20 protein-coding genes and 2 pseudogenes are annotated in these 26723 nt (G+C 72.2%); 10 read left to right on the top strand and 12 right to left on the bottom strand.

Annotated elements, in window-relative coordinates; all coding sequences use genetic code 11:
- Positions 1-145 precede the first annotated feature (145 nt).
- Positions 146-1522, top strand: a complete 1377-nt coding sequence (locus WMF26_RS22300) for an MFS transporter (protein WP_438001971.1) — start codon at positions 146-148, stop codon at positions 1520-1522.
- Positions 1523-1767: 245 nt separating this feature from the next.
- Here the strand turns inward: WMF26_RS22300 and WMF26_RS22295 are convergent, their stop codons facing one another.
- The gene (locus WMF26_RS22295) at positions 1768-2265 is read right to left on the bottom strand and encodes a hypothetical protein (protein WP_438001970.1); all 498 of its coding nucleotides are present in this window, start codon (positions 2263-2265) and stop codon (positions 1768-1770) included.
- Between the two features lie 663 nt (positions 2266-2928).
- Between WMF26_RS22295 and WMF26_RS22290 the strand changes: the two genes are divergently transcribed.
- Both WMF26_RS22290 and WMF26_RS22285 read left to right on the top strand, forming a co-directional pair.
- Positions 2929-3312 carry a DUF7793 family protein gene (locus WMF26_RS22290; protein ID WP_061623259.1) on the top strand — a complete coding sequence of 128 codons (384 nt, stop codon included), beginning with the start codon at positions 2929-2931 and terminating at the stop codon, positions 3310-3312.
- Complete coding sequence (locus tag WMF26_RS22285; RefSeq protein ID WP_438001969.1) at positions 3309-4445, top strand: PAS domain S-box protein; 1137 nt, start codon at positions 3309-3311, stop codon at positions 4443-4445. Before WMF26_RS22290 ends, WMF26_RS22285 begins: the two co-directional genes overlap by 4 nt.
- Before the next feature lie 58 nt (positions 4446-4503).
- Here the strand turns inward: WMF26_RS22285 and WMF26_RS22280 are convergent, their stop codons facing one another.
- From WMF26_RS22280 to WMF26_RS22245, 8 genes are all read right to left on the bottom strand, one after another.
- Complete coding sequence (locus tag WMF26_RS22280; RefSeq protein WP_438001968.1) at positions 4504-4791, bottom strand: antibiotic biosynthesis monooxygenase family protein; 288 nt, start codon at positions 4789-4791, stop codon at positions 4504-4506.
- 79 nt (positions 4792-4870) lie between these two features.
- Positions 4871-5935, bottom strand: coding sequence for a 3-isopropylmalate dehydrogenase (gene leuB / locus WMF26_RS22275; RefSeq protein WP_061623363.1), 1065 nt, complete (start codon positions 5933-5935; stop codon positions 4871-4873).
- Entirely contained in the window at positions 5932-7578 is a 1647-nt protein-coding gene (gene cimA, locus WMF26_RS22270; RefSeq protein WP_438001967.1) for a citramalate synthase, read from the bottom strand. The genes leuB and cimA overlap by 4 nt, the downstream gene beginning before the upstream one ends.
- Before the next feature lie 84 nt (positions 7579-7662).
- Entirely contained in the window at positions 7663-9366 is a 1704-nt protein-coding gene (locus WMF26_RS22265) for a 2-isopropylmalate synthase (RefSeq protein ID WP_437339037.1), read from the bottom strand.
- 34 nt (positions 9367-9400) lie between these two features.
- On the bottom strand, positions 9401-10414 hold the full coding sequence (ilvC, locus tag WMF26_RS22260) for a ketol-acid reductoisomerase (RefSeq protein WP_061623365.1): 1014 nt from the start codon (positions 10412-10414) through the stop codon (positions 9401-9403).
- A gap of 60 nt (positions 10415-10474) precedes the next feature.
- Positions 10475-11026: an acetolactate synthase small subunit gene (gene ilvN, locus WMF26_RS22255; RefSeq protein WP_061623366.1), complete on the bottom strand. Its 552-nt coding sequence runs from the start codon at positions 11024-11026 to the stop codon at positions 10475-10477.
- 137 nt (positions 11027-11163) lie between these two features.
- Entirely contained in the window at positions 11164-12873 is a 1710-nt protein-coding gene (ilvB, locus tag WMF26_RS22250) for a biosynthetic-type acetolactate synthase large subunit (protein WP_061623367.1), read from the bottom strand.
- Positions 12874-12963: 90 nt separating this feature from the next.
- Positions 12964-13383, bottom strand: coding sequence for a hypothetical protein (locus WMF26_RS22245; protein ID WP_437948175.1), 420 nt, complete (start codon positions 13381-13383; stop codon positions 12964-12966).
- 176 nt (positions 13384-13559) lie between these two features.
- Between WMF26_RS22245 and WMF26_RS22240 the strand changes: the two genes are divergently transcribed.
- The 7 genes and pseudogenes from WMF26_RS22240 to WMF26_RS22210 all read left to right on the top strand — a co-directional run.
- Entirely contained in the window at positions 13560-13721 is a 162-nt protein-coding gene (locus WMF26_RS22240; RefSeq protein WP_437339035.1) for a hypothetical protein, read from the top strand.
- 459 nt (positions 13722-14180) lie between these two features.
- The gene (locus WMF26_RS22235; protein ID WP_438001966.1) at positions 14181-15200 is read left to right on the top strand and encodes a hypothetical protein; all 1020 of its coding nucleotides are present in this window, start codon (positions 14181-14183) and stop codon (positions 15198-15200) included.
- 280 nt (positions 15201-15480) lie between these two features.
- Positions 15481-16941 carry an amidase gene (locus WMF26_RS22230; RefSeq protein WP_438001965.1) on the top strand — a complete coding sequence of 487 codons (1461 nt, stop codon included), beginning with the start codon at positions 15481-15483 and terminating at the stop codon, positions 16939-16941.
- Between the two features lie 37 nt (positions 16942-16978).
- Positions 16979-18178 (top strand): saccharopine dehydrogenase family protein, encoded by a 1200-nt coding sequence (locus WMF26_RS22225; protein ID WP_438001964.1) that lies wholly within the window; start codon positions 16979-16981, stop codon positions 18176-18178.
- Positions 18179-18547: 369 nt separating this feature from the next.
- On the top strand, positions 18548-21559 hold the full coding sequence (locus WMF26_RS22220; protein ID WP_438001963.1) for an nSTAND1 domain-containing NTPase: 3012 nt from the start codon (positions 18548-18550) through the stop codon (positions 21557-21559).
- Between the two features lie 83 nt (positions 21560-21642).
- Entirely contained in the window at positions 21643-22236 is a 594-nt protein-coding gene (locus tag WMF26_RS22215) for a gamma-glutamylcyclotransferase (RefSeq protein WP_438001962.1), read from the top strand.
- A gap of 4 nt (positions 22237-22240) precedes the next feature.
- Positions 22241-22321: pseudogene (locus WMF26_RS22210) on the top strand (hypothetical protein); the annotation flags it as partial.
- Between the two features lie 50 nt (positions 22322-22371).
- Here the strand turns inward: WMF26_RS22210 and WMF26_RS22205 are convergent.
- The 3 genes and pseudogenes from WMF26_RS22205 to WMF26_RS22195 form a co-directional block, all read right to left on the bottom strand.
- A pseudogene (locus tag WMF26_RS22205) lies at positions 22372-22464 on the bottom strand (hypothetical protein); the annotation flags it as partial.
- Between the two features lie 29 nt (positions 22465-22493).
- Positions 22494-25115 (bottom strand): DNA gyrase subunit A, encoded by a 2622-nt coding sequence (gyrA, locus tag WMF26_RS22200; RefSeq protein WP_438001961.1) that lies wholly within the window; start codon positions 25113-25115, stop codon positions 22494-22496.
- Between the two features lie 252 nt (positions 25116-25367).
- Complete coding sequence (locus WMF26_RS22195) at positions 25368-26591, bottom strand: hypothetical protein (RefSeq protein ID WP_438001960.1); 1224 nt, start codon at positions 26589-26591, stop codon at positions 25368-25370.
- Positions 26592-26723 lie beyond the last annotated feature (132 nt).

Genomic DNA, 26723 nt, shown 5'->3' with positions numbered 1-26723 from the left:
GTTCGGAAACACACGAGAAACTCCGATTTTTGATCACTGCCTGTATGACGTAGTGGCCGATGCAGAGCAGGAATTGATCGGAGAGTGGCCGCCTCGTGCGCCATGGTGGATGGCCGCCGCGCCCCGGTCTCGGTGAGGAGGACAGATGTCGACTTTGATTACCGAGTGGAATCCCGACGATGAGGCATTCTGGGAGAAGACAGGGAAGCGGATCGCTCGTCGGAACCTCATCTGGTCGATCATCGCCGAGAACATCGGCTTTTCCGTCTGGCTGCTCTGGAGCGTGACGGCCACCCGGCTCCCCAAGGTCGGCTTCAACTACACCACGGACCAGCTCTTCTTGCTCGTCGCGATCCCGGGCCTCGTCGGCGCGCTGATCCGGTTCCCGTACACGTTCGCCGTCCCGAGGTTCGGCGGGCGCAACTGGACCATCGTCAGCGCGCTCCTCCTGCTGATCCCCACGATCTCGCTCTCGGTGCTCGTGACCAGGCCGGACACGCCGTTCTGGCTCATGGCGCTCGCGGCGGCGACCGCGGGGCTCGGCGGGGGCAACTTCGCCTCCAGCATGGCGAACATCTCGTTCTTCTATCCGGACAAGAAGAAGGGGCTGGCGCTCGGGCTCAACGCCGCCGGCGGCAACATCGGCGTCAGCAACGTGCAGCTCCTCGTGCCGCTCCTCATCGGGCCCGGCGCGGTCGCGACGGCGATCGGCGGGTACCACACCGACGCTGGGATTTACCTGCAAAACGCGGGGCTGATGTGGATCCCGTTCATCCTCCTCTCGGCGGCCGGCGCTTACTTCTTCATGAACAACCTGGCGTCGGCGAAGTCGAACTGGAAAGACCAGGCGGCCGCCGCCAGGAACAAGCACACCTGGATCATCGCGTGGCTGTACGTCGGGACGTTCGGCTCGTTCATCGGCTACTCGGCGGCCCTGCCGCTGCTGCTCAAGATGCAGTTCCCCGCCGTGACGCTCGAGCTCACGTTCCTCGGCGCGCTCATCGGCTCGGTGGCCCGCCCGCTGGGCGGCTACCTCGCGGACAAGATCGGCGGGGCGCGCATCACGTTCTGCAACTTCGTGGTGATGGGCCTCGCGTCGCTCGGGATCATCCACTTCCTCAACGAGAAGAGCTACGCCGGGGTCGTCACGATGTTCATGATCATGTTCGTCTCGACCGGCATCGGCAACGGCTCGACCTTCCGGATGGTCCCCGTCCTCTTCCGGCGCGACTTCCTGCGCGCGGCGCAGGGCAGGGGCGAGGCGGCGCGCGAAGAGGCGCTGATCATGGCGCGCCGCCAGAGCGCCGCCGTCCTCGGGTTCACCTCGGCGGTCGGGGCGCTCGGCGGCTTCTTCATCCCGCGGAGCTTCGGCGCCTCGATCAAGGCGACGGGCGGGGCCACGACGGCGGTCATGTATTTCTTCGTCTTCTATCTCACCTGCATGGGGCTCACGTGGTGGTGCTACATGAGGACCCGCTTCCTCGTGAACCGCATCCCGAGCCTCGCCGAGGCCGACGCCTGATCTGCGCGGGCCGGCGCGCCGCCGAGCGCGCCGGTCCCCGGACGCCTCCTGACGCCGAGGCTCCCCCGCGCGGCTGCGCGAGGGGGCCTCGGCGTTACGGGAACCCGAGCCGTTGACCATTGTGGAGCCGACCGTGGCGTCCCCGAAGGCGTGAAGCGCCATGGCGAGGACCGAGCCACGGCGCTGCCGCCGCTCATCGAGGGCCGCGCGTCGACGTCACCGAGCCGGGCGGTCGCCAGCGCTCGCTACCAACCGCAGAAGCCGCCGCCGCAGCCGCCGCCGCCCCACCAGCCGCCGCCCCAGGGCCGGAAGCCGCCCCACCAGCCGCCCCAGGGCCGGAAGCCGCCCCACCAGCCGCCCCAGGGCCGGAAGCCGCCCCACCAGCCGCCCCAGGGCCGGAAGCCGCCCCACCAGCCGCCGCCCCAGGGCCGGAAGCCGCCCCACCAGAAGCGCGATGCCGCGTCGGGGGTCGCGCCGACGTTCTCCTCACCGGAGGTCGTCGAGCCGGGGCCCGCCGAGCCGGGGTCTGCTGCGCTCGCGTCCTCCGGGCTCACGCCCGTCGCCGGCGCCGCGCTCGACTCCTGATCTGCGGAGTCCATCTCGTCGCCCTGAGCCGCCTGCTTCGCCTCGTCGGTTTGGACCATCGTGTCGTCCGTCGTCGCCTCGGCCGCCACGGCCACGCCGGCCGCGGAGAGCGCCGTCGAGAGCGCGACGAGCGATGCGAACTTCGTCAAATGGCTCATGTTCCCATTCTCCTGTGCACATCGATTCATGTGGATGGCGCCAACGCCCGTCGCGACGACGAGCGTCGACACGCGGGGACCTGAGCTTCCCCGTCGCGAGATCATGTGTGGTGTCAGGGGAGTGATGTCGATTACCCCAGAAAGGACACCTGAGACACCATGGACGCTTTCGGCGCTCGCCCTCGGCGCTGCTGCGCGCGGGGGGGCGCCGCGCGTCCCTCGCCGGCCCCCCGGCAGATCCTCCGGGCGGCGCTACGCGCTTTCCCAGCTTGCGCGCGGCGCGCCGCGCAGGCAGAGGGCGGGCGGGGAGGCTGGGGGCCGAACGCGGGCGAACCGCTGCGGCGCTGCGGCTGATGAGCGCGAGACCCAGCGCGCGCGCAAGACCCAGCGCGCGCCCGCGCGCGCAAGACCCAACGCGCGCCCGCGCGCGCAAGACCCAGCGCGCGCCCGCGCGCGCAAGACCCAACGCGCGCAGGCGGTCAACATGCGTCGGACTGCGGCGCTATGGACAAGCCGGCGAGAAATGCCTTATAGTCGTAAGACTGCCGTGGTCGTGCCCTGGGATACAAGCAGCTCGATCAACCGAGGTGACGCGGAGCCCCCGAGGCTCCTGCCCCCTGGGCGAGCGCTGTGCGGCTGGCGCGGCGCGGTAGAGGATGCGACATGAAGGCTCGCGAGATCGTGACGTCCGCCCAGATACTCCGGCTCGAGGACGACGGAATCATCCGCGCGACTGCGTTTCCTGTGCACATGAGCCTGGGCTTCGCACAGGAGGTCGTCAGGGCCACCATCGAGCTCGGAGGCGGCACGCCGCGCCCCGTTCTGGTCGATATCCGCGCGCAAAAGACGGTGGACAGGGCAGCGCGGGAGTACTTCGCAGGAGCGGAGGCCGCGAAGGGGCACTGCGCCCTCGCGCTGCTCGTGGGCTCGCCCGTGAGCAAGGCCATCGGGAACTTCTTCCTCGGGCTGTCCCAGGCCCCCGTGCCCCGGAAGCTGTTCACGACCGAGGACGAGGCCATCGGCTGGCTGCGGGGGTTCCTCCGTTGAACGACGGACCGCAGGCGGAGGGCCACCCCGACCGCGGCGAGATCGAGCGCGTGATCCAGGAGCTCGCCGCGGGCAACTCGGCGGCCCGCGCGGCGGCGCTGCGCGGCGGCCCGCTCGATCCGGCGCTCGCGCAGCTCAACGCGCTGGCGGAGGAGCTCGCGGCGCTGCGCGCCTTCAAGGCGAAGGCGTCGGCGCGGCTCTCCGAGCTGACCGACGTCGCGCTCGCCGTCGCCTCCCTCGACTTCTCCAGGAAAGCCGAGATCAGCCGCGACGTCGACGAGCTCGACGGGCTCGCCGCCGGCATGAACATGATGATCGAGGAGCTTCAGTCCTCGACCGCGTTCGTCAACAACGTCCTCTCCGCGATGCCCGACGCGCTCCTCGTGCTCGAGGTGGACGGGTCGCTCAAGAGCGCGAACCGCGCGGCCCTGGAGCTCCTCGGCTACTCGAGGGACGAGATCCTGGAGCTGCCGGCCGAGCGGGTGCTCGGGGAGGGCGCGGCGGCCTCGGTGATCGAGCGCCTGCGGCAGGCGAGCCGGATCGCGAACGAGGCGTCGGCGCTCCTGACCCGGGAGGGCGCGGAGGTCCCCGTCGCCCTCTCGGCCAGCACGCTGCGCGGGCCTCAGGACGAGCTCTTGGGGCTCGTCCTCGTCGCCCGCGACGTCACCGAGCGGAAGCGCGCCGAGGAGGAGCGGGAGCGGCTGGAGGCCGCCGTCCGGCGGCAGGCCCGGATGCTCATGGAGCTGTCGACGCCGCTCATCCCCATCAGCGACGGGACCGTCGTGCTGCCGCTCGTCGGCGCGCTGGACGAGGACCGGGCGGCGCAGGTCACGGAGACGCTCCTCCGGGGCATCACGGCCCACCGCGCCCGCGTGGCGATCCTGGACGTCACCGGCGTCTCGGGGGTCGACCAGCTGGTCGCCAGCGCGCTGCTGCGCGCCGTGCGCGCGACCCGCCTGATCGGCGCGCAGGTCGTGCTGACCGGGATACGGGCGGAGGTGGCGAGGACCATGACGGCGCTCGACATCGAGCTCGGCGGCGTCGTCACGTGCGGCACGCTCAAGGACGGGATCGCCTACGCCGAGGGCGCGGGCCAGGCCGCCGCGGGCCGCGAGCGGCGCGCGGCACGCTGACCGCCGGGCGGCGCGCCGACCGCCGGCGGCTCGGCGACCGCCGGCGGCTCACGGGGGCTCACGCCATGATCTCGCCTTCGTAGAACGTGATGTGCGCGGCCCGGAGCGCCTGCTCGCCGTCCATGCCGCGGTGATGGCGCCGGAACACGTCGGACCTCGGGTACTGCTGAAACGCCTCCCGGCTCTCCCACCGCGAGATCGCCCGGAGGCCGCCGTCGCCCAGCCAGATCTCGAGGCCGAGGAAGCCGGAGAACTGGCGCATCTCCGGGGCTGCTCGCCGGAAGCTCTCCACCATGGCCTGGAGCGCCGGACCGGAGGCGGTGATGGTGTTGACGACGATGAACATGGTGCCGTTCTAGCGGCGCGCCGGGCGGCAGCAACGCGAGGCCAGGGCCGGGGTGCCCGGCCCCGCCCCGCGCGGGCGATCAGGCCGCGAGCTTCGCCCGCACCGCCTCGCCCATCGCCTGGGTCGACAGCTTGCCGCCGAGGTCCGCCGTCCTGGCGCCGGCGGCGATCGCCTGCGCCACGGCGCGCTCCAGCGCCGCCGCCTCCTTGTCGAGGCGCAGCGAGTGCCGGAGCAGCATGGCGGCGCTCAGGATCGTCCCGATCGGGTTGGCGAGCCCCTTGCCGGCGATGTCGGGCGCCGAGCCGTGGATCGGCTCGTAGACCCCGCGCGTGCCTTCGCCCAGCGACGCGCTCGGACAGAGCCCCAGCGAGCCGGCGAGCACGGCCGCCTCGTCGGTCAGGATGTCGCCGAACATGTTCTCGGTGACGATGACGTCGAACGCCGCCGCCGCCGTGATCAGCCGCATCGCGCACGAGTCGACGAGCTGGTGCTCGACGCGGATCTCCGGGTGGCGCGCGGCGACCTCGGTCGCCACCGTCCGCCAGAGCCGCGACGACTCGAGGACGTTCGCCTTGTCGACCGACGTGACGAGCCGCCGGCGCGGCGCGGCCAGGCGGAACGCGAGCTCGACGACGCGCTGGATCTCCTCGTCCGTGTACTCGAGCGTGTCGACCGCGCGCCTGCGCCCGTTCACCTCCTCGCGGAGGCGCGGCTTGCCGAAGTAGAGCCCGCCCGTGAGCTCCCGGACGACGAGGATGTCGACGTCCGCGAGCCGCTCCGGCTTGAGCGGGGAGGCCTGGACGAGCTCCGGGAACAGGCGGATCGGCCGCAGGTTCGCGTACAGGCCGAGGCCCTGGCGCAGCGCGAGCAGCCCCTGCTCGGGCCGGACGTTCGCGCTCGGGTTGTCCCACTTCGGGCCGCCGACCGCGCCGAGGAGGACGGCGTCGGCCGCGCGGCACGCGTCGAGCGTCTCCGGCGTGAGGGCGGTGCCGGTCGCGTCGATGGCGCACCCGCCGATGAGGTGCTCGGAGTACGTGAAGCTGTGGCCGAACTGGGCGGCGACGGCATCGAGGGTGACGCGGGCTTCGGCGACCACCTCGACGCCGATGCCGTCACCGGGCAAAAGAACGATATTGGCCTTCATGCGACCTCGCTGGCAGGCAACGTGGATGTGTACTGCGCTGGCTCTCGCGCTGCGAGCGTGAGCCCATACTCGATCCCGTCCGCGAGCGCATGCCAGGAAGCGTCGATGATGTTCGTCGAGGCGCCGACGGTGCTCCACTGGCGGTGCGCGTCGCGGCTGTCGATGAGCACGCGCGTCGTCGCCGAGGTGCCGTCGCGCCCGTCGAGGATGCGGACCTTGTAGTCGACGAGCTGGATGTCGCGCACGGCCGGGAACACGGGCGCGAGCGCCTTGCGGAGCGCGCCGTCGAGCGCGTTGACGGGGCCGGACCCCTCGGCCGCCGTGATCACCACCTCGTCGCCGACCGCGATCTTGATCATCGCCTCGGCGAAGGTGCCGACGCCCTCGCGCTGGCCCGCGATGACCTTGAAATCGAGCAGCCGGAAGGGGGGCTTGTAGCCCGGCGAGCTCCGGCGGAGCAACAGCGCCACCGACGCCTCGGCCGCCTCGAACGACGAGCCGCGCGCCTCGCGCTCCTTGATCTGCTCGAGCACCTCCACCTCGGCGCCGGCCTTCACCTCGAGCCCGAACTCCTCGGCCTTGCTGAGGAGGTTGCCGCGGCCCGACAGCTCGCTCACCACGGTGCGCATCGCGTTGCCGACGAGCGCGGGGTCGATGTGCTGGTAGGACGCCGGCTCGCGCCGCATCGCCGCGACGTGCACGCCGCCCTTGTGCGCGAAGGCGCTCCGCCCGACGTAGGCCATGTGATCGTCGGGGGCGAGGTTCGCCAGCTCGGCGACGTAGTGCGAGAGCTCGGTGATCCCGCGGAGCGCCCCCTCGGGCAGCGCCCGGAGGCCGAGCTTCAGCTCGAGGTTCGGGATGATCGCGCAGAGGTTCGCGTTCCCGCAGCGCTCGCCGTAGCCGTTGATCGTGCCCTGGACGTGGCGGGCGCCCCCGCGCACGGCGGCGAGCGAGTTGGCGACCGCGAGCTCGCCGTCGTTGTGCGCGTGGACGCCGAGCGGGTGGCCGAGCAGCGCCTTCATCTCGGCGACGATCGCCTCGATCTGCCACGGCATCGAGCCGCCGTTCGTGTCGCAGAGCGTGAGCACCTCGGCCCCGCCGCGCGCCGCGGCGCGCAGCGTCTCGATCGCGTACGACCGGTCGAGCGCGAACCCGTCGAAGAAGTGCTCGGCGTCGTAGACCACGCGGCGGCCGTGCGCGCGCAGGTAGGCGACGGTCTCCTCGATCATCCGGAGGTTCTCGTCGAGCGTCGTGCGCAGCACCGCGGTCACGTGCTGGGTCGAGCTCTTGCCGAAGATCGTGCAGACGCTCGTGCCGGCGGCGAGCAGCGCGCGCAGGCCGGGGTCGTCCTCGGGGGCGAGCGAGGCGCGGCGCGTCGAGCCGAACGCGGCGATCTTCGCGTGCTTCCACTCGATGTCCTTCGCCCGCTCGAAGAACTGCGCGTCCTTCGGGTTCGAGCCGGGCCAGCCGCCCTCGATGAAGGTCAGGCCGAACGCGTCGAGGTGGCGCGCGATCTGCAGCTTGTCCTCGCACGCGAGCGAGATGCCCTCGCGCTGGGTGCCGTCCCGTAGCGTGGTGTCGTAAACGTCGACGCGGTCCGCGGGGCGGGCGCCCTGCTCCGCGCCGTTGAGAGGCGGATTCATAAGCTTCAACTTCCTTGTGCGGCGGGGGCAGGCCGCCGAGCTCGCCGGCCCCGCGCGGGGCCCTCGTGCGCTCGGCGCACCGGCCTACCTCGCGCTCTCGACGGCGGCGCCGTGGCCGCTCTGGTTGCTCTCGTTGCTCTCGGACGCCGTCGCGTCTTCCCGGGGCTCGACGCCGTAGGTCGCGAGGAGCCGGTTCAGGGCGGTGAGGTACGCCTTCGCGCTGGCGACCAGGATGTCCGTGTCGGCGCCGTGGCCGTGGAACACCCGGTGCGAGGCGTCGTGCTGCGGGTGCCGCTTGCTCGACGTCGCGTCCGCCCGGACCCGGACGCTCACCTCGCCGAGCGCGTCGATCCCCTCGGTCACCGCGTGCACGGAGAACTCGAGGAGGCTGCTCGGCACGCGGACGATCTCGTCGATCGCCCGGTAGGCCGCGTCCACCGGCCCGGTGCCGATCGCGGCGCGCACGTGCAGCGCCCCGTCCGGCCCGCGGAGGCGGACCGTGGCCGTCGGCATCCCGGTGGTCCCGCAGGCGACCTGGAGCGCGTCGAGCGTGTAGAGCTCGTCGCCCTGCGCCCGCGTGGTCGAGACGATCGCCTCGATGTCGGGATCGGTGACGTGCTTCTTCTTGTCGGCGAGCGCCTTGAAGCTGGCGAACGCCGCCGCGAGCTGGGCCTCGTCGAGGTGGTAGCCGAGCTCCTCGAGCCGGTTCCTGAGCGCGTGCCGGCCCGAGTGCTTGCCGAGGACGAGCCGGGTCTGCGTCACCCCGACCATCTCCGGCCGCATGATCTCGTACGTCTCCTGGTGCTTCAGCATCCCGTCCTGGTGGATGCCCGACTCGTGCGCGAAGGCGTTGGCGCCGACGATCGCCTTGTTCGGCTGGACGTTGAAGCCCGTCGCGGCGCTGACGAGGCGGCTCACCGTGGCGATCTGGGTCGTGTCGATGCCGGTGCGCAGCCCGAAGACGGCCCGGCGCGTCGCGAGCGCCATGACGACCTCCTCGAGCGCGGTGTTGCCGGCGCGCTCGCCGATGCCGTTGATGGTCACCTCGGCCTGGCGCGCGCCCGCGCGGATGCCCTCCAGGGCGTTCGCCGTCGCGAGCCCGAGGTCGTTGTGGCAGTGCACCGAGATGATGGCGCGGTCGATCCCCGGGACGTTCTTGCGGATGCCGGCGATCAGCGCGCCGAACTCGCTCGGCATGGTGTAGCCGACCGTGTCCGGGATGTTGAGCGTCGTGGCCCCGGCGGCGATCGCGGCCTCGAGCACCTGGTAGAGGAACTCGGGCTCGCTCCGGCCGGCGTCCTCGGGGCTGAACTCCACGTCGGCGCAGAGGTCGCGCGCGTACGCGACCATGGCCCGCACGCGGTCGAGCACCTCGGCCCGGGTCATCCGGAGCTTGTGCTTGAGGTGGATGTCGCTCGTGGCGAGGAAGGTGTGGATCCGCGGGTGCGCGGCCCGGGAGACGCCCTCCCACGCCTTGTCGATGTCGACCTTGGTGGCGCGGGCGAGCGCGCAGATGATCGGCGGGGTCGCGGCGGGGCGGCCGGGGACCGCGGCCGCGCCCACGCGCTCGGCGATCGTCTGGACGGCGAGCAGGTCGTCGGGGGAAGCGGCGGGGAAACCCGTCTCGATGACGTCGACGCCGAGCTTCGCCAGCGCGAGCGCGATCTCGAGCTTCTCCGAGGACGTCATCGTCGCGCCCGGCGATTGCTCGCCGTCACGCAGCGTGGTGTCGAAGATGCGCACGTAATCGGACGGGGGCATCGCTTGATTCGCAATCATCTCAGGCATGGTGTTCTCCGCCGCCTCCCACGAGTGGAGACGCTCAGTCGCCGGGCTTGATGGTGACGGGGTCGATGAACGGCATCATCTTGCGCAGGTTGGCGCCCACGACCTCGAGCCGCTGCTCCCGCTCCTTGGCCCGCGTCGCCTCGAACTTCGGCCGGCCCTCCTCGTTCTCCGCGATCCACTTGCGCGCGAACTCGCCGCTCTGGATGTCGGCCAGGATGCGCTTCATCTCCTCGCGCGTGCGGTCGGTGATGACGCGCGGGCCGGACACGTAGTCGCCGTACTCGGCGGTGTCGCTGATCGAGTACCGCATGTAGTTGAGGCCGCCGCGGTACATGAGGTCGACGATGAGCTTGAGCTCGTGCAGACACTCGAAGTACGCGATCTCCGGCTGGTAGCCGGCGTTCACGAGCGTCTCGAACCCGGCCTTCACGAGCTCGCTCGCGCCGCCGCAGAGCACCGCCTGCTCGCCGAAGAGGTCGGTCTCGGTCTCCTCCGCGAACGTCGTGAGGAGCACGCCGGCGCGCGTCGCGCCGATGCCCTTCGCGTAGGCGAGCGCCTGCGCCTCCGCCTTGCCGCTCGCGTCCTGGTGGACGGCGAGCAGGGCCGGGACGCCGCCGCCGGCCTCGTACGTCTCGCGCACCCGGTGCCCGGGGCCCTTCGGCGCGATCATCGTGACGTCGACCGACGCGGGGGGCGTGATCGTGTTGAAGCGGATGTTGAACCCGTGCGCGAACATGAGCGTCTTGCCCGGGCCGAGGTGCGGCGCGATCTGCTCGTTGTAGATGCGGGCCTGCGACGTGTCGGGCGCGAGGATCATGATGACGTCGGCGGCCTTCGCGGCCTCGGACACCGTGGCCACCTGCAGCCCCGCGGCCTGCGCCTTGGGCCGGCTCTTGCTGCCCTCGGGCAGGGCGACGATCACCGTCGCGCCGCTGTCGCGCAGGTTCAGCGCGTGGGCGTGCCCCTGGGAGCCATAGCCGACGATCGCGATCTTCTTGCTCTGGATGAGCGACAGATCCGCGTCGTTATCATAAAAAATCTTCGCCATCTCACTCTCCTTCAACAGGGATCCGCACCTCGCGGCTCCCGTCCTTCACGTCATCCGTCATCAGGGCGCGCTGCTGTCGCTCGCGCGCGTAGGCAGCACGGTGTCGAGCCTGGCCTCGGCCTCCTCGGCGCCGCGGGTCATCACGATCATCCCGGTCCGCACCATCTCGATGATCCCGAACGGGCGGAGCACGTCGAGCAGGCCCTCGATCTTGTCGCCGGTGCCGGTGATCTCGATGGTGAGCGCCTCGGGGGCGACGTCGACGGTGCGCGCGCGGAACACCTCGCAGAGCTGGAGCACCTGCGCGCGGGTCGTCGCGTTCGCCTTCACCTTGATCAGCGCGAGGTCGCGCGCGACCGAGGCCGTGTGGGTGACGTCGCGGACCCAGAGGGTGTTGACCAGCTTGTACAGGTTCGCCTCCAGGCGGCGCGCCCCGTCCTCGTCCGCCTCGAGGACCAGGGTGAGGCGCGAGACCCCGGCGATGTGGGTGCGCCCGACGCTCAGCGACTCGATGTTGTACGCGCGGCGCCGGAACAGCGACGCGACGCGGTTGAGCACGCCGGGGCGGTCTTCGACGTAGGCGATGAACGTGCGCAGGATGGGTCGATCCATGGATGCCTCTTGAAAGTCCCTCTTGTCTCTGGGGCGCCCGGCAGCGGCCGCGACGCGCTCGGACGCGCCCCGCTCGTCCAGCGAGCGGGCGCTCGCGTCGGATCGAGCGCTCGGGGCGCGCGCCTCTACGGGTGCGTTCACGGATCCTCCCCGGTCTCCAGGATGGGGCTCGGGCGGCGGATCATGTCGTTCAGGTCGGCGCCCGCGGGGACCATCGGGTAGACGCTGTCCTCCTGCTCGACGCGGAAGTCGACGACCACGGTGCCCGGCGTCGCGCGGGCGCGCTCGACCGCGCCCGCGATCTCCTCGCGCTTCGTCACGCGGATGCCGGTCAGCCCGTGGGCCTCGGCGAGCTTCACGAAGTCCGGGCTGCGCATCGGGGTCGCCGAGTAGCGCCGGTTGTAGAAGAACTCCTGCCACTGGCGCACCATGCCGAGGTAGCCGTTGTTGATGATGGCCACGTGGACCTTGATGCCCTCCTGCGCGCAGGTCGACAGCTCGCACGCGGTCATCTGGAAGCCGCCGTCGCCCACGACCACCCAGACCTCGTCGTCCGGCTTCGCGAAGCGCGCGCCGATCGCCGCCGGCAGGGCGAAGCCCATCGTGCCGAGCCCGCCGGAGGTGATGAGCTTCCGCGGGTGATCGTGCTTGTAGTACTGCGCTTCCCACATCTGGTGCTGGCCGACGTCGGTTACCACAAGCGCCTTGCCGTCGGTGAGCCGCCAGAGGTCGTGCATCACGTGCGCGGCGTACAGTTTGTCGTGGTACGGCAATTGTTGAATGTCACGGACCGCCGAGTCCCCCTTCAGGGTGGTGATGCGCTCGATCCAGCCGCTCCGGTTGCGCTGCTTGCACCCGGGGATGAGCGACAGGAGCGTGTCCCGGACGTCCCCGACGAGGCCGACGTCGACCTTGACATTCTTGTTGATCTCGGAGCGGTCGATCTCGACGTGGATCTTCTTCGCCTTCACCGCGTAGGTCTTGAGGTTCCCGGTCACGCGGTCGTCGAAGCGCATCCCGAGCGCGATGAGGAGGTCGGCCTCCTGGATGGCGGTGTTCACCCACGCCTCGCCGTGCATGCCCATCATGCCGAGGCTGAGCGGGTGGGTCGCCGGGAAGCCGCCGAGGCCGAGCAGCGTGGACGCGACGGGGATGCCCGTCTTCTCCACGAAGGCGAGGAGCTCGCGCGTCGCCTCCGCCCGGACGATGCCCTGGCCGGCGAGGATGAGAGGCCGCTCGGCCTCGTCGATGAGCTCGATCGCCTTCTCGATGTCCGTCTGGACGGCGTGGTAGCCCGGGCGGTAGCCGGGCAGGCGGACCTCGCCCTTCGGCAGCTCGAAGTCCATCGACGCCTGCTGGGCGTCCTTGGTGATGTCGACGAGCACCGGGCCCGGGCGGCCCGAGCGCGCGATGTAGAACGCCTCGCGGATGGCGGGGGCGATGTCCTGGACCTCGGTCACGAGGTAGTTGTGCTTGGTGATGGGCAGGGTGACGCCGGTGATGTCCGTCTCCTGGAAGGCGTCGGTCCCGAGCAGCTTCGAGGACACCTGCCCGGTGATACAGACGATGGGCGACGAGTCGAGCATCGCCGTCGCGATCCCGGTGACGAGGTTCGTCGCGCCGGGGCCCGAGGTGGCGACCGCCACGCCGACCTTGCCCGAGGCGCGGGCGTACCCGTCCGCCATGTGCGCCGCGCCCTGCTCGTGCCGGACGAGGACGTGGCGGATCGGGTAGCCGAGGATCGTGTCGTAGGCGGGCATGATCGCGCCGCCCGGGTAGCCAAAGACCACGTCCACGCCTTCGCGGACGAGGACTTCCCAGATAATCTGTGCGCCGGTTCGTTTCATAGTCTCGACTCCGATCGAGTCATGCTGGTGGAAGGTGGCGCCGTGGGCGCCGTGGCCGCGGGTTCCGCCGTCTCTCAGAGGCTCGGCAATTTAGGCGATCGCGCGCTGGAGGTCCTCCCGCGGGCCGCCGCCGCTGCTCTCCTCGCGGCGGATCGCGTCGAGCACCCGCCGCGCGTCGTCGAGCGACACGACGCGCGACGAGCCCGCGGCGGGGGCCGCGCCGGGCCGCGCGGAGGGCGGGTCGGAGTGGAACTCGAACGAGGCCTCGGCGGCGCCGCCCGGGCGCGCGCCCTTCAGGTGCGTCGAGGAGCGCTGGGGCGCGCGGACGGCGCCGCGGCTCGCGCGCGCGCGGATCTCGTCGACGAGCGCCTCGAACTCCTCGCGCACCGCGCTCGACGCGACGGGCATCCCACAGCCCGCGGCGACGAGCTCTGCGAGCTCCGCGATGCGCTGGCCAACGGCCTCGCTCGAGGCGTCCTCGCGATTCTTCCTCGAATGTTCCTTGCTCACCTGATCCTCCTTGACGACGGCTGCTCTTCGTGAACCCACAGGCCAGAAAAACGAAAGCCCCCGGACCTTCTCGGTGCGGGGGCCTATCTCCATGCTGCTCAGCTCAGAGCGGCGGCCCGCACCCGTTCCCGACGCGAATCAGCCCGACGACGTCGACTAGGCTGACGAGCGCAGGAATGGCTAGGCCCGCTAGGAGCCCGACGGACACGCCGCCCTCGACGACGAGCGAGCGCGCCGCCGAGGTCGCCGACGAAGCGCGGTGCACCAGCTTCACAGCGGGGGTCCCATCGCCGGAGGCGTGGGCGCTGGCGGTGCACGTCGACTTCTGCATAGCGTGAGTGCCTCTAGCTTGCAGAGCTGCTGCGTCGCGTCAAGTTGTTTCTTTACAGATCGCTTGTTTCTGCGGTGTTTCGTGCAGTTTTTTTTGCTCGCGCACGTCCGCGGCGAGCGCGTGACGTTCCGCACGAACGCGCGCTGTCCGCGTCGCTCGCCGATGCGCCGCTCTAGATGCGCCGCTGTTGTTGAGACGGCGCGACTGCGCGACGCGGACGCGCGCAGTGTGCAGGGATGCGTCGCTCGATCGCGGCGCGCGGCGGGCCCTGCGAGGCGCACCGAGCGCATCGCGCGCACCGAGCGCGTCGCATGGAGCGCGCGGAGACGAGCGGATGCGGCGCCGCTGCCGGAGCCCCAGGGGAGGTGTGAGCAAACACCGGACCTCGTCTCGTGCGCGCCCGAAGCGCAGAGTGCTGCCTTGAACCGACTGCCGCCGGTTCGCGCGGCTCCACCATGGAACCGCCATGCAAGCGCATCGCGTGGCGCAGGCGCGCCCTGCCAGTCGAACGATCTCGCCCTGCGGTCGCCGGCGCCGCCGCGCGGTCTCTCCCGCCGCGATCGGGCTCGTCGCGCTGTGCAGCGCGCGGGCCGGCGCCGCCGCGGATCGCGTCGAGCCCGCGCGACGCGCGGAGCCCGCGGCGCTCGCGAGCGCCCAGCCCGCGCGGCCGCTGCAGCCCGCGCCGACGCGCCCCGCGCCGTCGCGCCCCGGGCCGGGGCCGCGCGGCGCCGCGCCGCCCCGGACGCAGGCGCCGGCGGCCGCCAACCTGAGCACGTTCATCGAGGTCCGGGACGATTTCGTCTCGCGCGGCAAGAGCGGCTTCTTCAACGCCGCGGTGATCCGGGGGGACTACGCCTTCGACAGGAGCTTCTCGCTGCGCGCGGACGTGCCGTTCGCGGTCGTGAGCGGGGTCGACGGCCAGCGCGACGCGGGGCTCGGCGACGTCCTGATCCGGCCGCTCGTCCGCGCGATCGGCACGCCGCGGTACGCGCTCGTCCTCGGCTCGGATCTCATCCTCGACTCGGCGACGCGCCCCGCGCTGGGCTCGGGCAAGAACCAGGTCGCGCCCCTCGTTCAAGCGTACGTCCGCGTGGCGCGGCCCGCGCGGCTGGGGCTGCAGCTGCAGCACGCGGTCTCGTTCGGCGGCGATCCGCTGCGCGACGACATCCAGACGTCGCTCGTGCGGCCCTTCGCGATCGTCGAGCTGCCGCGCGGCTTCTGGGTGAGCCCGGACCAGAGCTTCCAGTTCAACCACCGCGGCGCGCCCCGCGTCGTGTCGACGAGCGTGCTGGAGGTCGGCGCAGAGCTCAGCGATCGCGTGCAGGTGTACGTCGATCCCGGCGTCCAGGTCGACAGCCGCGGGGGGGTCGACTGGCTCATCACCGGGGCCGTGCGGTGGGCCTTCCCGCATCGGTCGCGGGGGCGCGCGGTCGCGGCCGCGCCGGCGCAGGGCGCGGCCGCGGGGGCGACCGCCGCGGGCGAATAGGCGGGCGGCGGTGGTCCGCGCGCCGCCGCGCCGCCGTGCGGGCGCGCTCAGCGGCGCAGGCCGCGGCGGGGCGCTGCGGGGGGCGGCGCGGAGCGGCGGGGGCGGCGCGCGCTCGGCGAGGGCGGCGGCGGGGCCCGGGGAGGGCGGCGCGCGGCGCGCGCGCGGCGAGGGCCACGCGCGGCTGGCGCCGGGGAGGGCGGGTGGGCCATGGTCGGGCCCTGAGGCGGCCTCTTGACCCGGGTCGCCGTCCCGCGCCTGATCCCTTATCGCACCCACGCCCATGCTTTCACGAGATCCATTGCTCCTGCTCTCCGCCACCCGGCTGGCTGCGCTGATCCGCGCCCGGGCCGTGACGTCGGCCGAGGTCGTGGAGGCCCATATCCGGCACATCGAGCGCGTGAACCCGACGCTCAACGCGATGGTGGCGGACCGGTTCGACGCCGCCCGCGCCGAGGCGCGCGCCGCCGACGCGCTCCTCGATCGCGGCGACGCCGCCGCGGCGCCGCCGTTCCTCGGGGTCCCGTGCTCCATCAAGGAGAGCTTCGCCGTCGCGGGCATGCCGAACTCCGCCGGGCTCGTCGCCCGCGCCGGCGTGCGCGCGACGGAGGACGCGGTGACGGTCGCGCGCATGCGCGCCGCCGGCTTCATCCCGCTCGGCGTCACCAACGTCTCGGAGCTCTGCATGTGGATGGAGACGAACAACCGGCTCTACGGCCGGACGAACAACCCCTACGACCCGGCGCGCACCGCGGGCGGCAGCTCGGGCGGCGAGGCCGCGGTGGTCGGCGCGGGCGGCGCCCCGATCGGGCTCGGCTCGGACATCGGCGGGTCCATCCGGATGCCCGCGTTCTTCAACGGCGTCTTCGGCCACAAGCCGACCGGCGGGCTCGTGCCGACCTCGGGCCAGTTCCCGCTGCCCGGCGAGCGCGGGCTCCGCTACATGACCTCGGGGCCGATCGCGCGGCGCGCCGAGGACCTCATGCCGGTGCTCCGCGTCCTCGCGGGCCCCGACGCGCGCGATCCGACCTGCGCGCCGCTGCCCCTCGGCGACCCGGCCTCGGTCGACCTCGGCGGGCTGACGGTGCTCTCGGTCGAGCACGACGGCGTGCGCCGGGTGAGCGACGATCTCCTGGCCGCGCAGCGGCGGGCGGTGGAGGCGCTCGCCGCGCGCGGGGCCACGGTCCGCGAGGCGCGCATCGAGCTCCTCGCGCGGGCGCTCGACATCTGGACCGCGATGCTGGGCGTGGCCGGCGGCGTCACGTTCCGCGCGCTGCTCGGGGACGGCCGCCCGGTCAGCCTGCCGCGCGAGCTCGCCCGCTGGTCGCTCCGCCGCTCGGCGCACACGCTGCCCGCGCTCGGGCTCACGCTGCTCGAGGACGTCGGCCGGCTCGTCCCCTCGCGCATCGCGCGCGCCCTGGAGCTCGGCGAGGCGCTCCGCGCCGAGCTCGTGTCGCGCATCGGCGAGCGGGGCGTGATGCTCTACCCGTCGTACCCGCGGCCCGCGCCGCGGCACTACGCGCCGCTGTTGCCGCCCTTCCAGTGGACGTACACCGCGGTGCTCAACGTCATGGAGATGCCGGCGACGCAGGTCCCGCTCGGCCTCAACGCCGACGGGCTGCCGCTCGGCGTCCAGGTGGCGGCGATCCACGGCAACGATCATGTGACGATCGCCGTGGCGCAGCACCTGGAGCGCTCGTTCGGCGGCTGGGTCCCGCCTTCTCTCTCGTGGTGCCGACGGTGACGTTCCCGCCCGCGGTCGTGGTATCAAGGCTCCCCCCATGACCCTCGACCGCACGTACGATGTGATCGTCTACGGCGCGACCGGCTTCACCGGTCGCCTCGTCGCCGAGTATCTCGCCACCCGGGGCAAGGAGGCCTCCGCCCGGGACGACGCCTCGGAGCGACCCGCCCGCTTCGCGATCGCCGGCCGGAACGCGGGGCGCCTCGCCGAGGTGAAGGCGGCGCTGGAGGCGATCGATCCGGCCTGCGCCGACGTGGGCGTCATCGAGGCGACCTCGGAGGACGCGGCGTCGCTCGAGCGCATGGCGAGCCAGGCGCGCGTGGTCATCACGACCGTGGGCCCGTACTCGAGCCGCGGCGAGCCGCTCGTCGAGGCGTGCATCCGCGCGGGCACCGACTACGCGGACCTCACCGGCGAGCCCGAGTTCGTCGATCGCCTCCTCGCGCGCCACCACGAGGCCGCCCGCGCGGCGGGCGTGAAGATCGTCAACTGCTGCGGCTTCGACAGCATCCCGCACGACCTCGGCGCGCTCTTCACGGTGACGAAGCTCCCCGCGGGCGAGCCGATCGCGGTGGAGGGCGTCGTGCGCGCGCACGGCAGCTTCTCCGGCGGCACGTGGCAGTCGGTGCTCGAGGCCATGGCGCGCGGCGGCCGCAGGCGGCGCGGGGCGCGCTCCGAGGAGGCGTGCGGCGGGCGGAAGGCGCAGGGGCTCAAGGGGCGCATCCGCTACGAGAAGGGGCTGCGCGCCTGGGTCTGCCCGTTGCCGAGCATCGACCCCGAGATCGTGCTGCGGAGCGCGCGGGAGCTCGACGTCTACGGCCCCGATTTCCAGTACGGGCACTACGTGCAGGTCAAGTCCGGGCTGCAGCTCGTGATCGGGATCGCCGGCTTCGGCGCCGTGGCGGCGCTCGCCAAGGTGGGGCCGACGCGGGACCTGCTCCGCAAGGTGCGCAGCCCGGGGGAAGGGCCGAGCGCCGAGGAGCGGGCGCGCGGCTGGTTCCAGGTGACCTTCCACGGCAAGAGCGCGTCGCGCAAGGTGGTGACGCGCGTGAGCGGCGGCGATCCGGGCTATTCGGAGACGGCGAAGATGGTGGCCGAGGCGGCGCTCTGCATGGCGTTCGACCGCGCGCGGCTGCCGGCGCGCGCCGGGGTCCTCACGCCGGCGGTGGCGATGGGGGAGCGGCTCATCGAGCGGCTGCAGGCGGCGGGGATCCGGTTCGAGCTGCTCGAGGGGTGAGCGCCAGCGGCGGGGAGCGGCGGTCCGAGGGAGATCGGCGCCGCTCCCAACGTACCTGGCATTGCCCATCTCCGTCGCGCCGCCGCGGCCCGCCGCCGGCCACAGACATCGATCGAGGCCGCGAGCGCCCTGGCGCCCGCGCTCGGCGCGGAGGAGGGCTGTCGAAGGAACAGACTCCATGACAGGCCGAGAATCCGCGGCGCTCGCGCTCCGCCTCGCCGGCGGATCGCACGTTATCGACTCCCTCTCGAGTCCCTCGACGCGCTCGACGCGCTCGACGCGACAGCGCGCGTGTCCCTGGTGGATTTCTCGATGTCAACGGCCAGTGACATTGTGAAACGCGGAGTCCCTGGGGTATCCTCGCGGGAAGTGACCGGCACCGAGGAGCACGGCCTTCGCGGGGAGGAGACGCTGACCCTGTCGCCGGGCCCGGGGGCAGGTCTGGCGAGCGCCTCGACGACGGAATCCCCGGTCCTCGGCGCGGCGCCTCTCGGGCCCACCGAGCCCGCGCCGCGCCCGGAGGAGAGCCCCGCGAGCAGGACGGGGCCGCTGCGGCGATCCTCGACGGCGCAGGAGCCTTCCGGCCCGCCCGTGTCGAGCCGGCAGGCCGCCGGTCCGGCCATCCGCGCCGGGACCCTCATCGGCCATTACGAGCTGATTCGCGAGCTCGGCCGAGGGGGCATGGGCACCGTCTTCCTCGGCCGCGACGTCCGCCTGGGGCGCCTGGTGGGCATCAAGGTCGTCACAAGCCTCACCGGCGCCAGACTCCAGCGGTTCCTTGTCGAGGCCCGCGCCACCGCGCTCTGCAAGCACGAGAACATCGTGACGATCCACGATGTGAACGAGCACGACGGATATCCGTACATGGTGCTCGAGTACATCGACGGCCAGAGCCTCCGCGCGTGGATGGATCAGCGCCGGCCGGCCGGCGCGGACGAGACGGTCGCGACGGCGCCGGTGTCGGCGAGCGCCGCCGTGGAGATGATGGTGCCGGTGGTGCGCGCCCTGTCGTGCGCCCACAAGCTCGGCATCGTCCACCGCGATCTCAAGCCCGAGAACATCATGCTGGAGGCGTCCGGCGCCATCAAGGTGCTCGACTTCGGCATCGCCAAGCTGCTCGACACCGACGTCGCCGGCCCGGTCGATCGCGCGCCCATCTCGCTCCGCACCACCCTGACGCGCGAGGGCGCGATGATGGGGACGATACCGTACATGTCCCCGGAGCAGTGGCTCGGGGAGGGGATCGATCACGCCAGCGACATCTGGGCCGTGGGCATCATGCTCTACGAGCTCGTCACCGGCGCGCACCCGCTCGCGCCCGTGACGGTGCACAGCCTCATGCAGGTCGCCCTGCTCGACCAGCCCATGCCCGAGCTCGACGGCGCGCGCCCGGAGCTCGGCGCGCTCGGCGGGATCATCGATCGCTGCCTCCGCAAGCGGAAGGCCGAGCGCACCGCCTCGGCGCAGCAGCTCCTCGCCGAGCTCCTGCCGCTCCTGCCAGGGCGCCTCGAGATCGTCCTCGGGGCCGACGAGAGCCCCTTCGCGGGCCTGTCGGCGTTCCAGGAGGCCGACGCGGATCGCTTCTTCGGCCGCGCCGAGGACGTCGCCAGGATGGTGACGCGGCTGCGCAGCCAGCCGCTCCTCGCGATCGTCGGCGCGTCGGGCGTGGGCAAGTCGTCGCTCGTCCGGGCGGGGATCGTCCCGGCGCTCAAGCGATCGGGCGGAGGGTGGGAGTCGCTCATCCTCCGGCCGGGGCGCGAGCCGATGGCGGCGCTCGCCGAGCTGCTCAGCCACCCCTCCTTGCTGACGAGGGGCGGCTCGGAGCGGCCGGAGCCGCAGGGCGGCGACGCGTCGCGCGGGCGCATGCTCGTCGACCGGCTGCGCGCCGAGCCGGGCTACCTCGGGGCCGAGCTGCGCGCGTGGGCGGCGCGGAAGCAGCGCCGCGTCGTGCTCTTCGTCGACCAGTTCGAGGAGCTCTACACGCTCTCGTGCGACGCCGGCGAGCGCGCCGCGTTCCTCTCGTGCCTCGGGGGCGTCGCGGACGACGCGTCATCGCCCCTGCGCGTCATCCTGTCGATGCGGTCGGACTTCATCGAGCGGGTGGCCGAGGACAGGCATTTCATGGCGGCGGTGACGCGCGGGCTCGTGGTCCTTCCGCCCATCGGCCGCGCCGGGCTGCGCGAGGCGCTCACGCGGCCCGTCCAGGCGGCGCGGTACGGGATCGAGGACCCGGCGCTTGTCGAGGACATCCTCGACGTGCTGGAGACGACCCGCGGCGCGCTGCCGCTCTTGCAGTTCATGGCGGCGCGGTGGTGGGATCTGCGCGATCGCGAGCGCCGGCTGCTGACGCGGGCGAGCTACGAGGCGATCGGCGGCGTGGCCGGCACGCTCGCGAGCCACGCCGACACGGTGCTGGCGGGGATGAGCGTGCGCCAGGCGAAGCTCTGCCGGGCGGTGTTCGAGCGTCTCGTGACGCCCGAGCGCACGCGGGCCATCGCCAGCCTGCGGGAGATCCGCGAGCTGCCGGGGGAGCCGGACGAGATCGAGGGGGTGGTCCACGTCCTCTCGGACGCGCGGCTCCTGGCGGTCGAGACGGGGCGCGACGACGCCGGCAGCCGCGTGGAGATCGTGCACGAGTCGCTCATCGAGCGCTGGCCGACGCTGCAGCGCTGGCTCGACGAGAACCAGAAGGACGCGGCGTTCCTCGACAAGCTGCGCGTGGCGGCGAGGCAGTGGGAGTCGAGCGGCTGCGCCGACGACACCCTGTGGCGCGGCAAGATCGCCCAGGAGGCGCGCCGCTTCCGCGACAGGTACTATTATCAGGGCCAGTTGCCCGAGCGGGAGCAGCGGTATCTCGACGCCGTGCTCCGGCTGTCGAGCCAGGCGAAGCGCCGGCGGCGCACGCTGATCGCCGGCACCATGACGGGGCTCGCCCTGCTTGTCGCGATGGCCGCCCTGGGGATCATCAAGGTGGTCCGCCAGAACCAGGTCATCACCGCGCAGCTCGAGGAGATCCGCCAGACCGAGTACAACCTCGAGCAGGCGCTCGCGAACGAGCGGGCGGCCCGCGAGGCCGCCGAGCGGGCCCGGAGGAACACGGAGGACCAGCGGCGGCTGGCGGAGGTCCTGCAGAAGGAGGCCGAGGAGGCGCGGTACCGGGCCGAGTCCGCGGCCGAGCAAGCGCGGAAGGCGGCCCGGGACGCCCGGGCGGCGCGCGACATGGCGCGGGCGTCCGAGAGCGGGGCGCGCGACGCCGAGGCCAGGGCCAGCGCCGAGGAGCGGCGGGCCAAGGAGGCGGCCGAGCACGAGCGCCGCAGCCGCGAGGCGCTGGAGCAGCTGATCCAGCGCTCGGTGGGGAACATCCGGGAGGATCTCCGCTAGCGGCCCATGCAGGCCGCTCGGCGGGAGCCCTCCAGGCGAGCGCGGCGGTTCTGGCGGGCGGCGGCGTTTGATAGGATGGTCTCGTGCATCGCGAGACCTGGATCTTCGGTTACGGCTCGCTGATCTGGCGGCCGGCGTTTCGATTCGAGCGGATGGCGCCCGGGTACATCACCGGCTGGGCGCGCCGGTTCTGGCAGGGCTCCACCGATCACCGGGGTGTTCCCGGGGCGCCGGGCCGGGTGGTCACGCTCGTCCCTGCGCCTCTGGCGCGCTGCTGGGGGATGGCCTATCGGGTCGCCGCTGGCGACGTGGACGAGGTGCTCCGCGCGCTGGACCACCGCGAGAAGGGCGGATATGCGCGCTGCGACGTGCCGCTCACCCTGGCGGAGGAGGCGCACGCGGAGAGCGCGCCTCGGGCGGCCATCGTGTACGTGGCCACGCCCGACAACCCGGATTACCTAGGCGAGGCGCCGCTTTCCGAGATCGCCGCGCAGGTGCTCGCGTCTCACGGGCCGAGCGGCTCCAACGTCGAGTACGTCCTTCGGCTCGCCGACGCGCTCGCGGCGATGAATGCGGCGGACGATCACGTGACCGAGCTCGCGCAGCTCGTCGGCCAGGGCGCCGTCGCGCGCGTGCCTCGCTCCGAGAGCCGACCCGCGCCGGCCGCTGCGCCTTGAAGGCCTCTCGTCTTCCGTCTCTCGTCTCCCGTCTTCCGTCTTCCGTCTTCCGTCTTCCGTCTCTCGTCTTCCGTGCTCGTCTTTCGTGCGCGTGCGCGTGCGCGCTGACTCTGGGGAATCGCGCACGCGCACGCGCACGGAAGAACGAAGACGGAAGAGCGAAGACGGAAGACGGAAGAGCGAAGACGGAAGACGGAAGAGCGAAGACGGAAGACGAGGGTTGGAGGACGATGTGTCAGTCCCAGCGAAAAACCGCTCTAGTTGACCTCTCCGCCCCCGTCTCCGCCCGTGTGGTCCGCGACCCCGTTGGTCCCGTCGGCCGCCGCCGGCGGCGTCGACCCGCCGCCGTCCTCGCCCTCCGTCGCGTCCGCCGCGAACGCCTCGACCGCGACCACCCGCTCGTCCTGCCCCACGTGCATGATCCGCACGCCCTGCGCGTTGCGCCCCGTCTCGCGGATCTCGCTCGCCTTGGTCCGGATCATCTGCCCGCGGTCGGTCACGATCAGCACCTCGTCGCTCGGGCTCACCATGGCCACGCCCACCACCGGCCCGTTCCGCTCGCTCGCGTCGATCAGGATCACGCCCTTGCCGCCGCGGCTCTGCAGCCGGAACTCCTCGAGCGGCGTCTGCTTGCCGTACCCGCGCTCGCACACCGCCAGCACCCGGTCGCGCCCGTCGCCGCTCACGCCGAGGCCCACCACCACGTCGCCCTCGTCGAGCTCGATGCCCTTCACGCCCATCGTCGCGCGGCCCGTCGGACGCACCTGATCCTCGGGGAAGCGGATGCTCATCCCGCTCCGCGTCGCGATCACGAGCTCGCGCTTGCCGTCGGTGAGCGCCGCCGTGAACAGCTGATCGCCCTCCTCGATCCGGACCCCGATGATCCCCTTGTCCCGGTAGTTCTCGTACTCGTTCAGCGCCGTCTTCTTGATCTGCCCGCGGCGGGTCAGCGTCACCACGAACGTCTCGCCGTCGAAGCTCGGCACCGGCGTGATCGCCGCGACCTTCTCCCCCGGCTCCATCCCGACGAAGTTCACGATCGCCCGGCCCTTCGCGTTCCGCGGCGCCTGCGGGATCTCGTAGACCTTCTTGACGAAGACCTTGCCCTTGTCGCTGAAGAAGAAGACGTACGAGTGCGTCGACGCCACGAAGAGCTGGCTCACCCAGTCCTCCTCGCGCGCCTCCATCCCCACCATCCCCTTGCCGCCGCGGCGCTGCGCCCGGTACGTCGAGGTCGGCGTCCGCTTCAGGTAGCCGGCGTGCGAGATGGTCACGACCATGTCCTCTTCCTGGATCAGGTCCTCCATCTGGATCTCGGCCTCGGCCGGCACGATCTCGGTGCGCCGCTTGTCGCCGAAGCGCGCCTTGATCTCCTCGAGCTCCATCACGATCACGTTCATGAGCAGCCCCATGTCCGCGAGGATCGCCCGGAGCCGCTCGATCGTCTGCGACAGCTCGCCGTACTCCTTCGCGAGCTTCTCCCGCTCGAGGCCGGTCAGGCGCGACAGCCGCATCTCGAGGATCGCCTTGGCCTGCCGCTCCGACAGGAAGTAGTCGCCGCGCGTGTCGGCCTCCGCGCACTCGGGCTCAGGCCGGCCGGCGCGCCGCAGGAACTCGCCGAGCCCGCGGAGCGGCAGCCGCTGCAGGTTCTCCCGCGCCTCGTCCGTGTCGCTCGAGGCCCGGATCGTCGCGACGATGCGATCGATGTCGCTCGTCGCCATCCCGAGCCCCTCGACGAGCTCGCGCTGCGACTCGGCCTGCCGCAGCTCGAAGCGGCAGCGCCGCGTCACCACCTCGCGCCGGTGCTCGATGAAGTGCGAGAGCGTGTCCTTCAGGCTCAGCACCGCCGGGCGCCCGTTCGCGATCGACAGGTTGATGACCCCGAACGTCGCCTGGAGATCCGTCAGCCGGTAGAGCTGGTTCAGGACCACCTGCGGGAAGATGTCCTTCTTCAGCTCGACGACGATCCGCATCCCCTCGCGGTCGCTCTCGTCGCGCACCTCGCTGATCCCCTCGATGCGCTTCTCCTTCATGCACTCGGCGATCTTCGCGACCAGCCGGGCCTTGTTCACCTGGTAGGGGATCTCGGTGAACACGAGCTGCTCGCGGTCGCCCTTCATCGTCTTCTCGACCTGGCTGCGCCCGCGCATCGTGATCGAGCCGCGGCCGGTCGTGTACGCCTGCACGATCCCGCTCTTGCCGTAGATGAGGCCGCCGGTCGGGAAATCCGGGCCCGGCACCAGGTGGAGCAGCTCCTCCAGCGTGACGTCGGGGTTGCGGATGATGGCGATCGTCGCGTCGATGATCTCGCCGAGGTTGTGCGGCGGGATGTTCGTCGCCATGCCGACGGCGATGCCGCCCGAGCCGTTGACGAGCAGCTGCGGGAACTTCGCCGGCAGCACGCTCGGCTCGAGCTCCGAGTCGTCGTAGTTCGGGACGAAGTCGACCGTATCCTTGTCGAGGTCGGCGAGCAGCTCGACCGCCATCCGGGACAGGCGCGACTCCGTGTACCGCATGGCCGCGGGCGAGTCGCCGTCGACCGAGCCGTAGTTGCCCTGCCCGTCGATGAGCGGGTAGCGCAGGCTGAAGGTCTGCCCCATGCGGACGAGCGCGTCGTAGACCGCGAGATCGCCGTGGGGGTGGTACTTGCCGAGGACGTCTCCGACGACGCGCGCGCACTTCTTGTGCGCGCCGGTGGGGCCGATCTTCTGCTCGTTCATCGAGTAGAGGATCCGGCGGTGCACCGGCTTCAGGCCGTCGCGCACGTCCGGGATCGCGCGGCCGATGATCACGCTCATCGCGTAGTCGAGGTAGCTCGTCCGGAGCTCGTCCTGGATGCTGACCGGTACCTTCTGCTGGATGTTCGACGTCTCTTCCATGGGATCTGCACCCGAGGCGCGGGGCGAGCGCGGCGCGCGCGGCCCCGTCGTAGAGGCCCATCCCAGCGCGGCTCGAGCGTCGAGCGGGGCGGCAGAGGCGTCTCAGGCCTCGATCGGCGAGCGACGAGGTCGAATCCGGCCTCCGCCGCTCGCCCATGACCCGCGCTGTTCAGGGGATGCGACGGATGCGTTCAGGTACTCCAAGGGGCAGGCCGGCGCAAAGGGTTTGCCGGCCCCTGGACGTCGCTCCGGTCAAGGGGAGGCGCACGCCCCGGCGTGACGGCTCACGCACGCGGCGCGCGTGGTCGCGCCGGGGCGGACCTCGCCGCTGCAATCGGCGCACAGCACCGGCGCCCCCTGCGCGTCGAGCACGTTGACGTCCGTCGTGTACGCGCCCGGCGGGAGGGCCGAGAGGAGCGCGCGCTCGCCGCAGGGCACCGGGCCGACGTAGGGGGGCGCGTCCGCCTCGGGCCGCTCGCCCTCGGCCAGCGGCTCGGTCGCCGTGTAGCTGGCCGCGCCGGCCCCGCAGGCGAGCTGTTCCGCCTCGAGGAGCGCGCCGAGGTCGAGCTCGAGCGCTCCCGCGTCGGACAGCGGGTCGCAGGTCGCCGTCGATGTGACGCCCGCGCTCGCCGCGGCGAAGCAGCTCGACCCGAACAGGAGAGCGCCCGCGGCGTTCTTCGCCTCCAGGCGGAAGACGTGGGCCCCTGCCGGGGCGGCGCCGAGGTCGTAGACGATGGGCTCGGCCGGCGGGCAGCCGACGCCGAGCACCGGCGGGAGCGCGCCGCCCTGGGGGAGGACGTCGAACGACGCGATCTCCCGGTCGCCGGCCCCGCACCGCAGCGCGCCGAGCGCGCTCGCCGGGTCGAGCACGATGGCCGCGCGCTGCGTGTCGTCGGGGCGGGAGACCGCGGCGCACCCCTGGACGACGACGTTGACGCCCGTCTTCGCCACGAGCTTGCCGGCGTCGTCCGCGGCGTCGGGGCCGGGGCACGCCCACGTCCAGCGCGGCGCGACCTGGGCGCCGTCGACGAGCATGTGGGGGCTCCCGGAGGTCTCGTCGCCGACGGGGGTGAGCTCCTCGGCGTACTGCGCGTAGCCGTCGATCCTGGCCGTGTACTCGTGGCCCTCGACGACGTAGGTGAACGACACGCGCGACGTGCAGGGGACCGGCGGCGAAGAGGGGAGGGTGAACGGACCGCCCTCCGCGCTCTCGTCCGTGAGCGTGGCGACGTAGCTGCGGATCGCCCCCGGCTCGTTCGAGCACCGCACGTCGCCCAGGAAGGCGAGCGGGTCGATGGCGAGCGAGGTCTGGATCCGCCCGTCGTCGTCGTCGTCGTCGCTGTCCCCGCTGGTGCAGGCCGCGAGCGCGAGCACGGCGAGCGCCAGGGCGCGCCGGCCGGACCAGGGCAGCGGCGAGAGCCCGCCTTCGCGATCCGCACCGGACGAGGTTCCACAACCAGCTCGAGCTCGGCCCATCGGCAGGGGGCACTAGTCCAAGCCGGGGAACGGCGCCACATGAAACGCGGCCCGCCCCGCGCGGGGAGGGCGCCGGCGGGCCGCCTCCGCCGGCCCTGACCCTCGTGTGAGGCGGGGCCGTGGCCGTGGGGC

It is taken from the genome of Sorangium sp. So ce185 (assembly GCF_051526825.1).
Classification (GTDB): domain Bacteria; phylum Myxococcota_A; class Polyangia; order Polyangiales; family Polyangiaceae; genus Sorangium; species Sorangium cellulosum_D.
The sequence above is the reverse complement of the archived record's forward strand: the minus strand, read 5'-3'. Positions and strand labels throughout refer to the sequence as shown.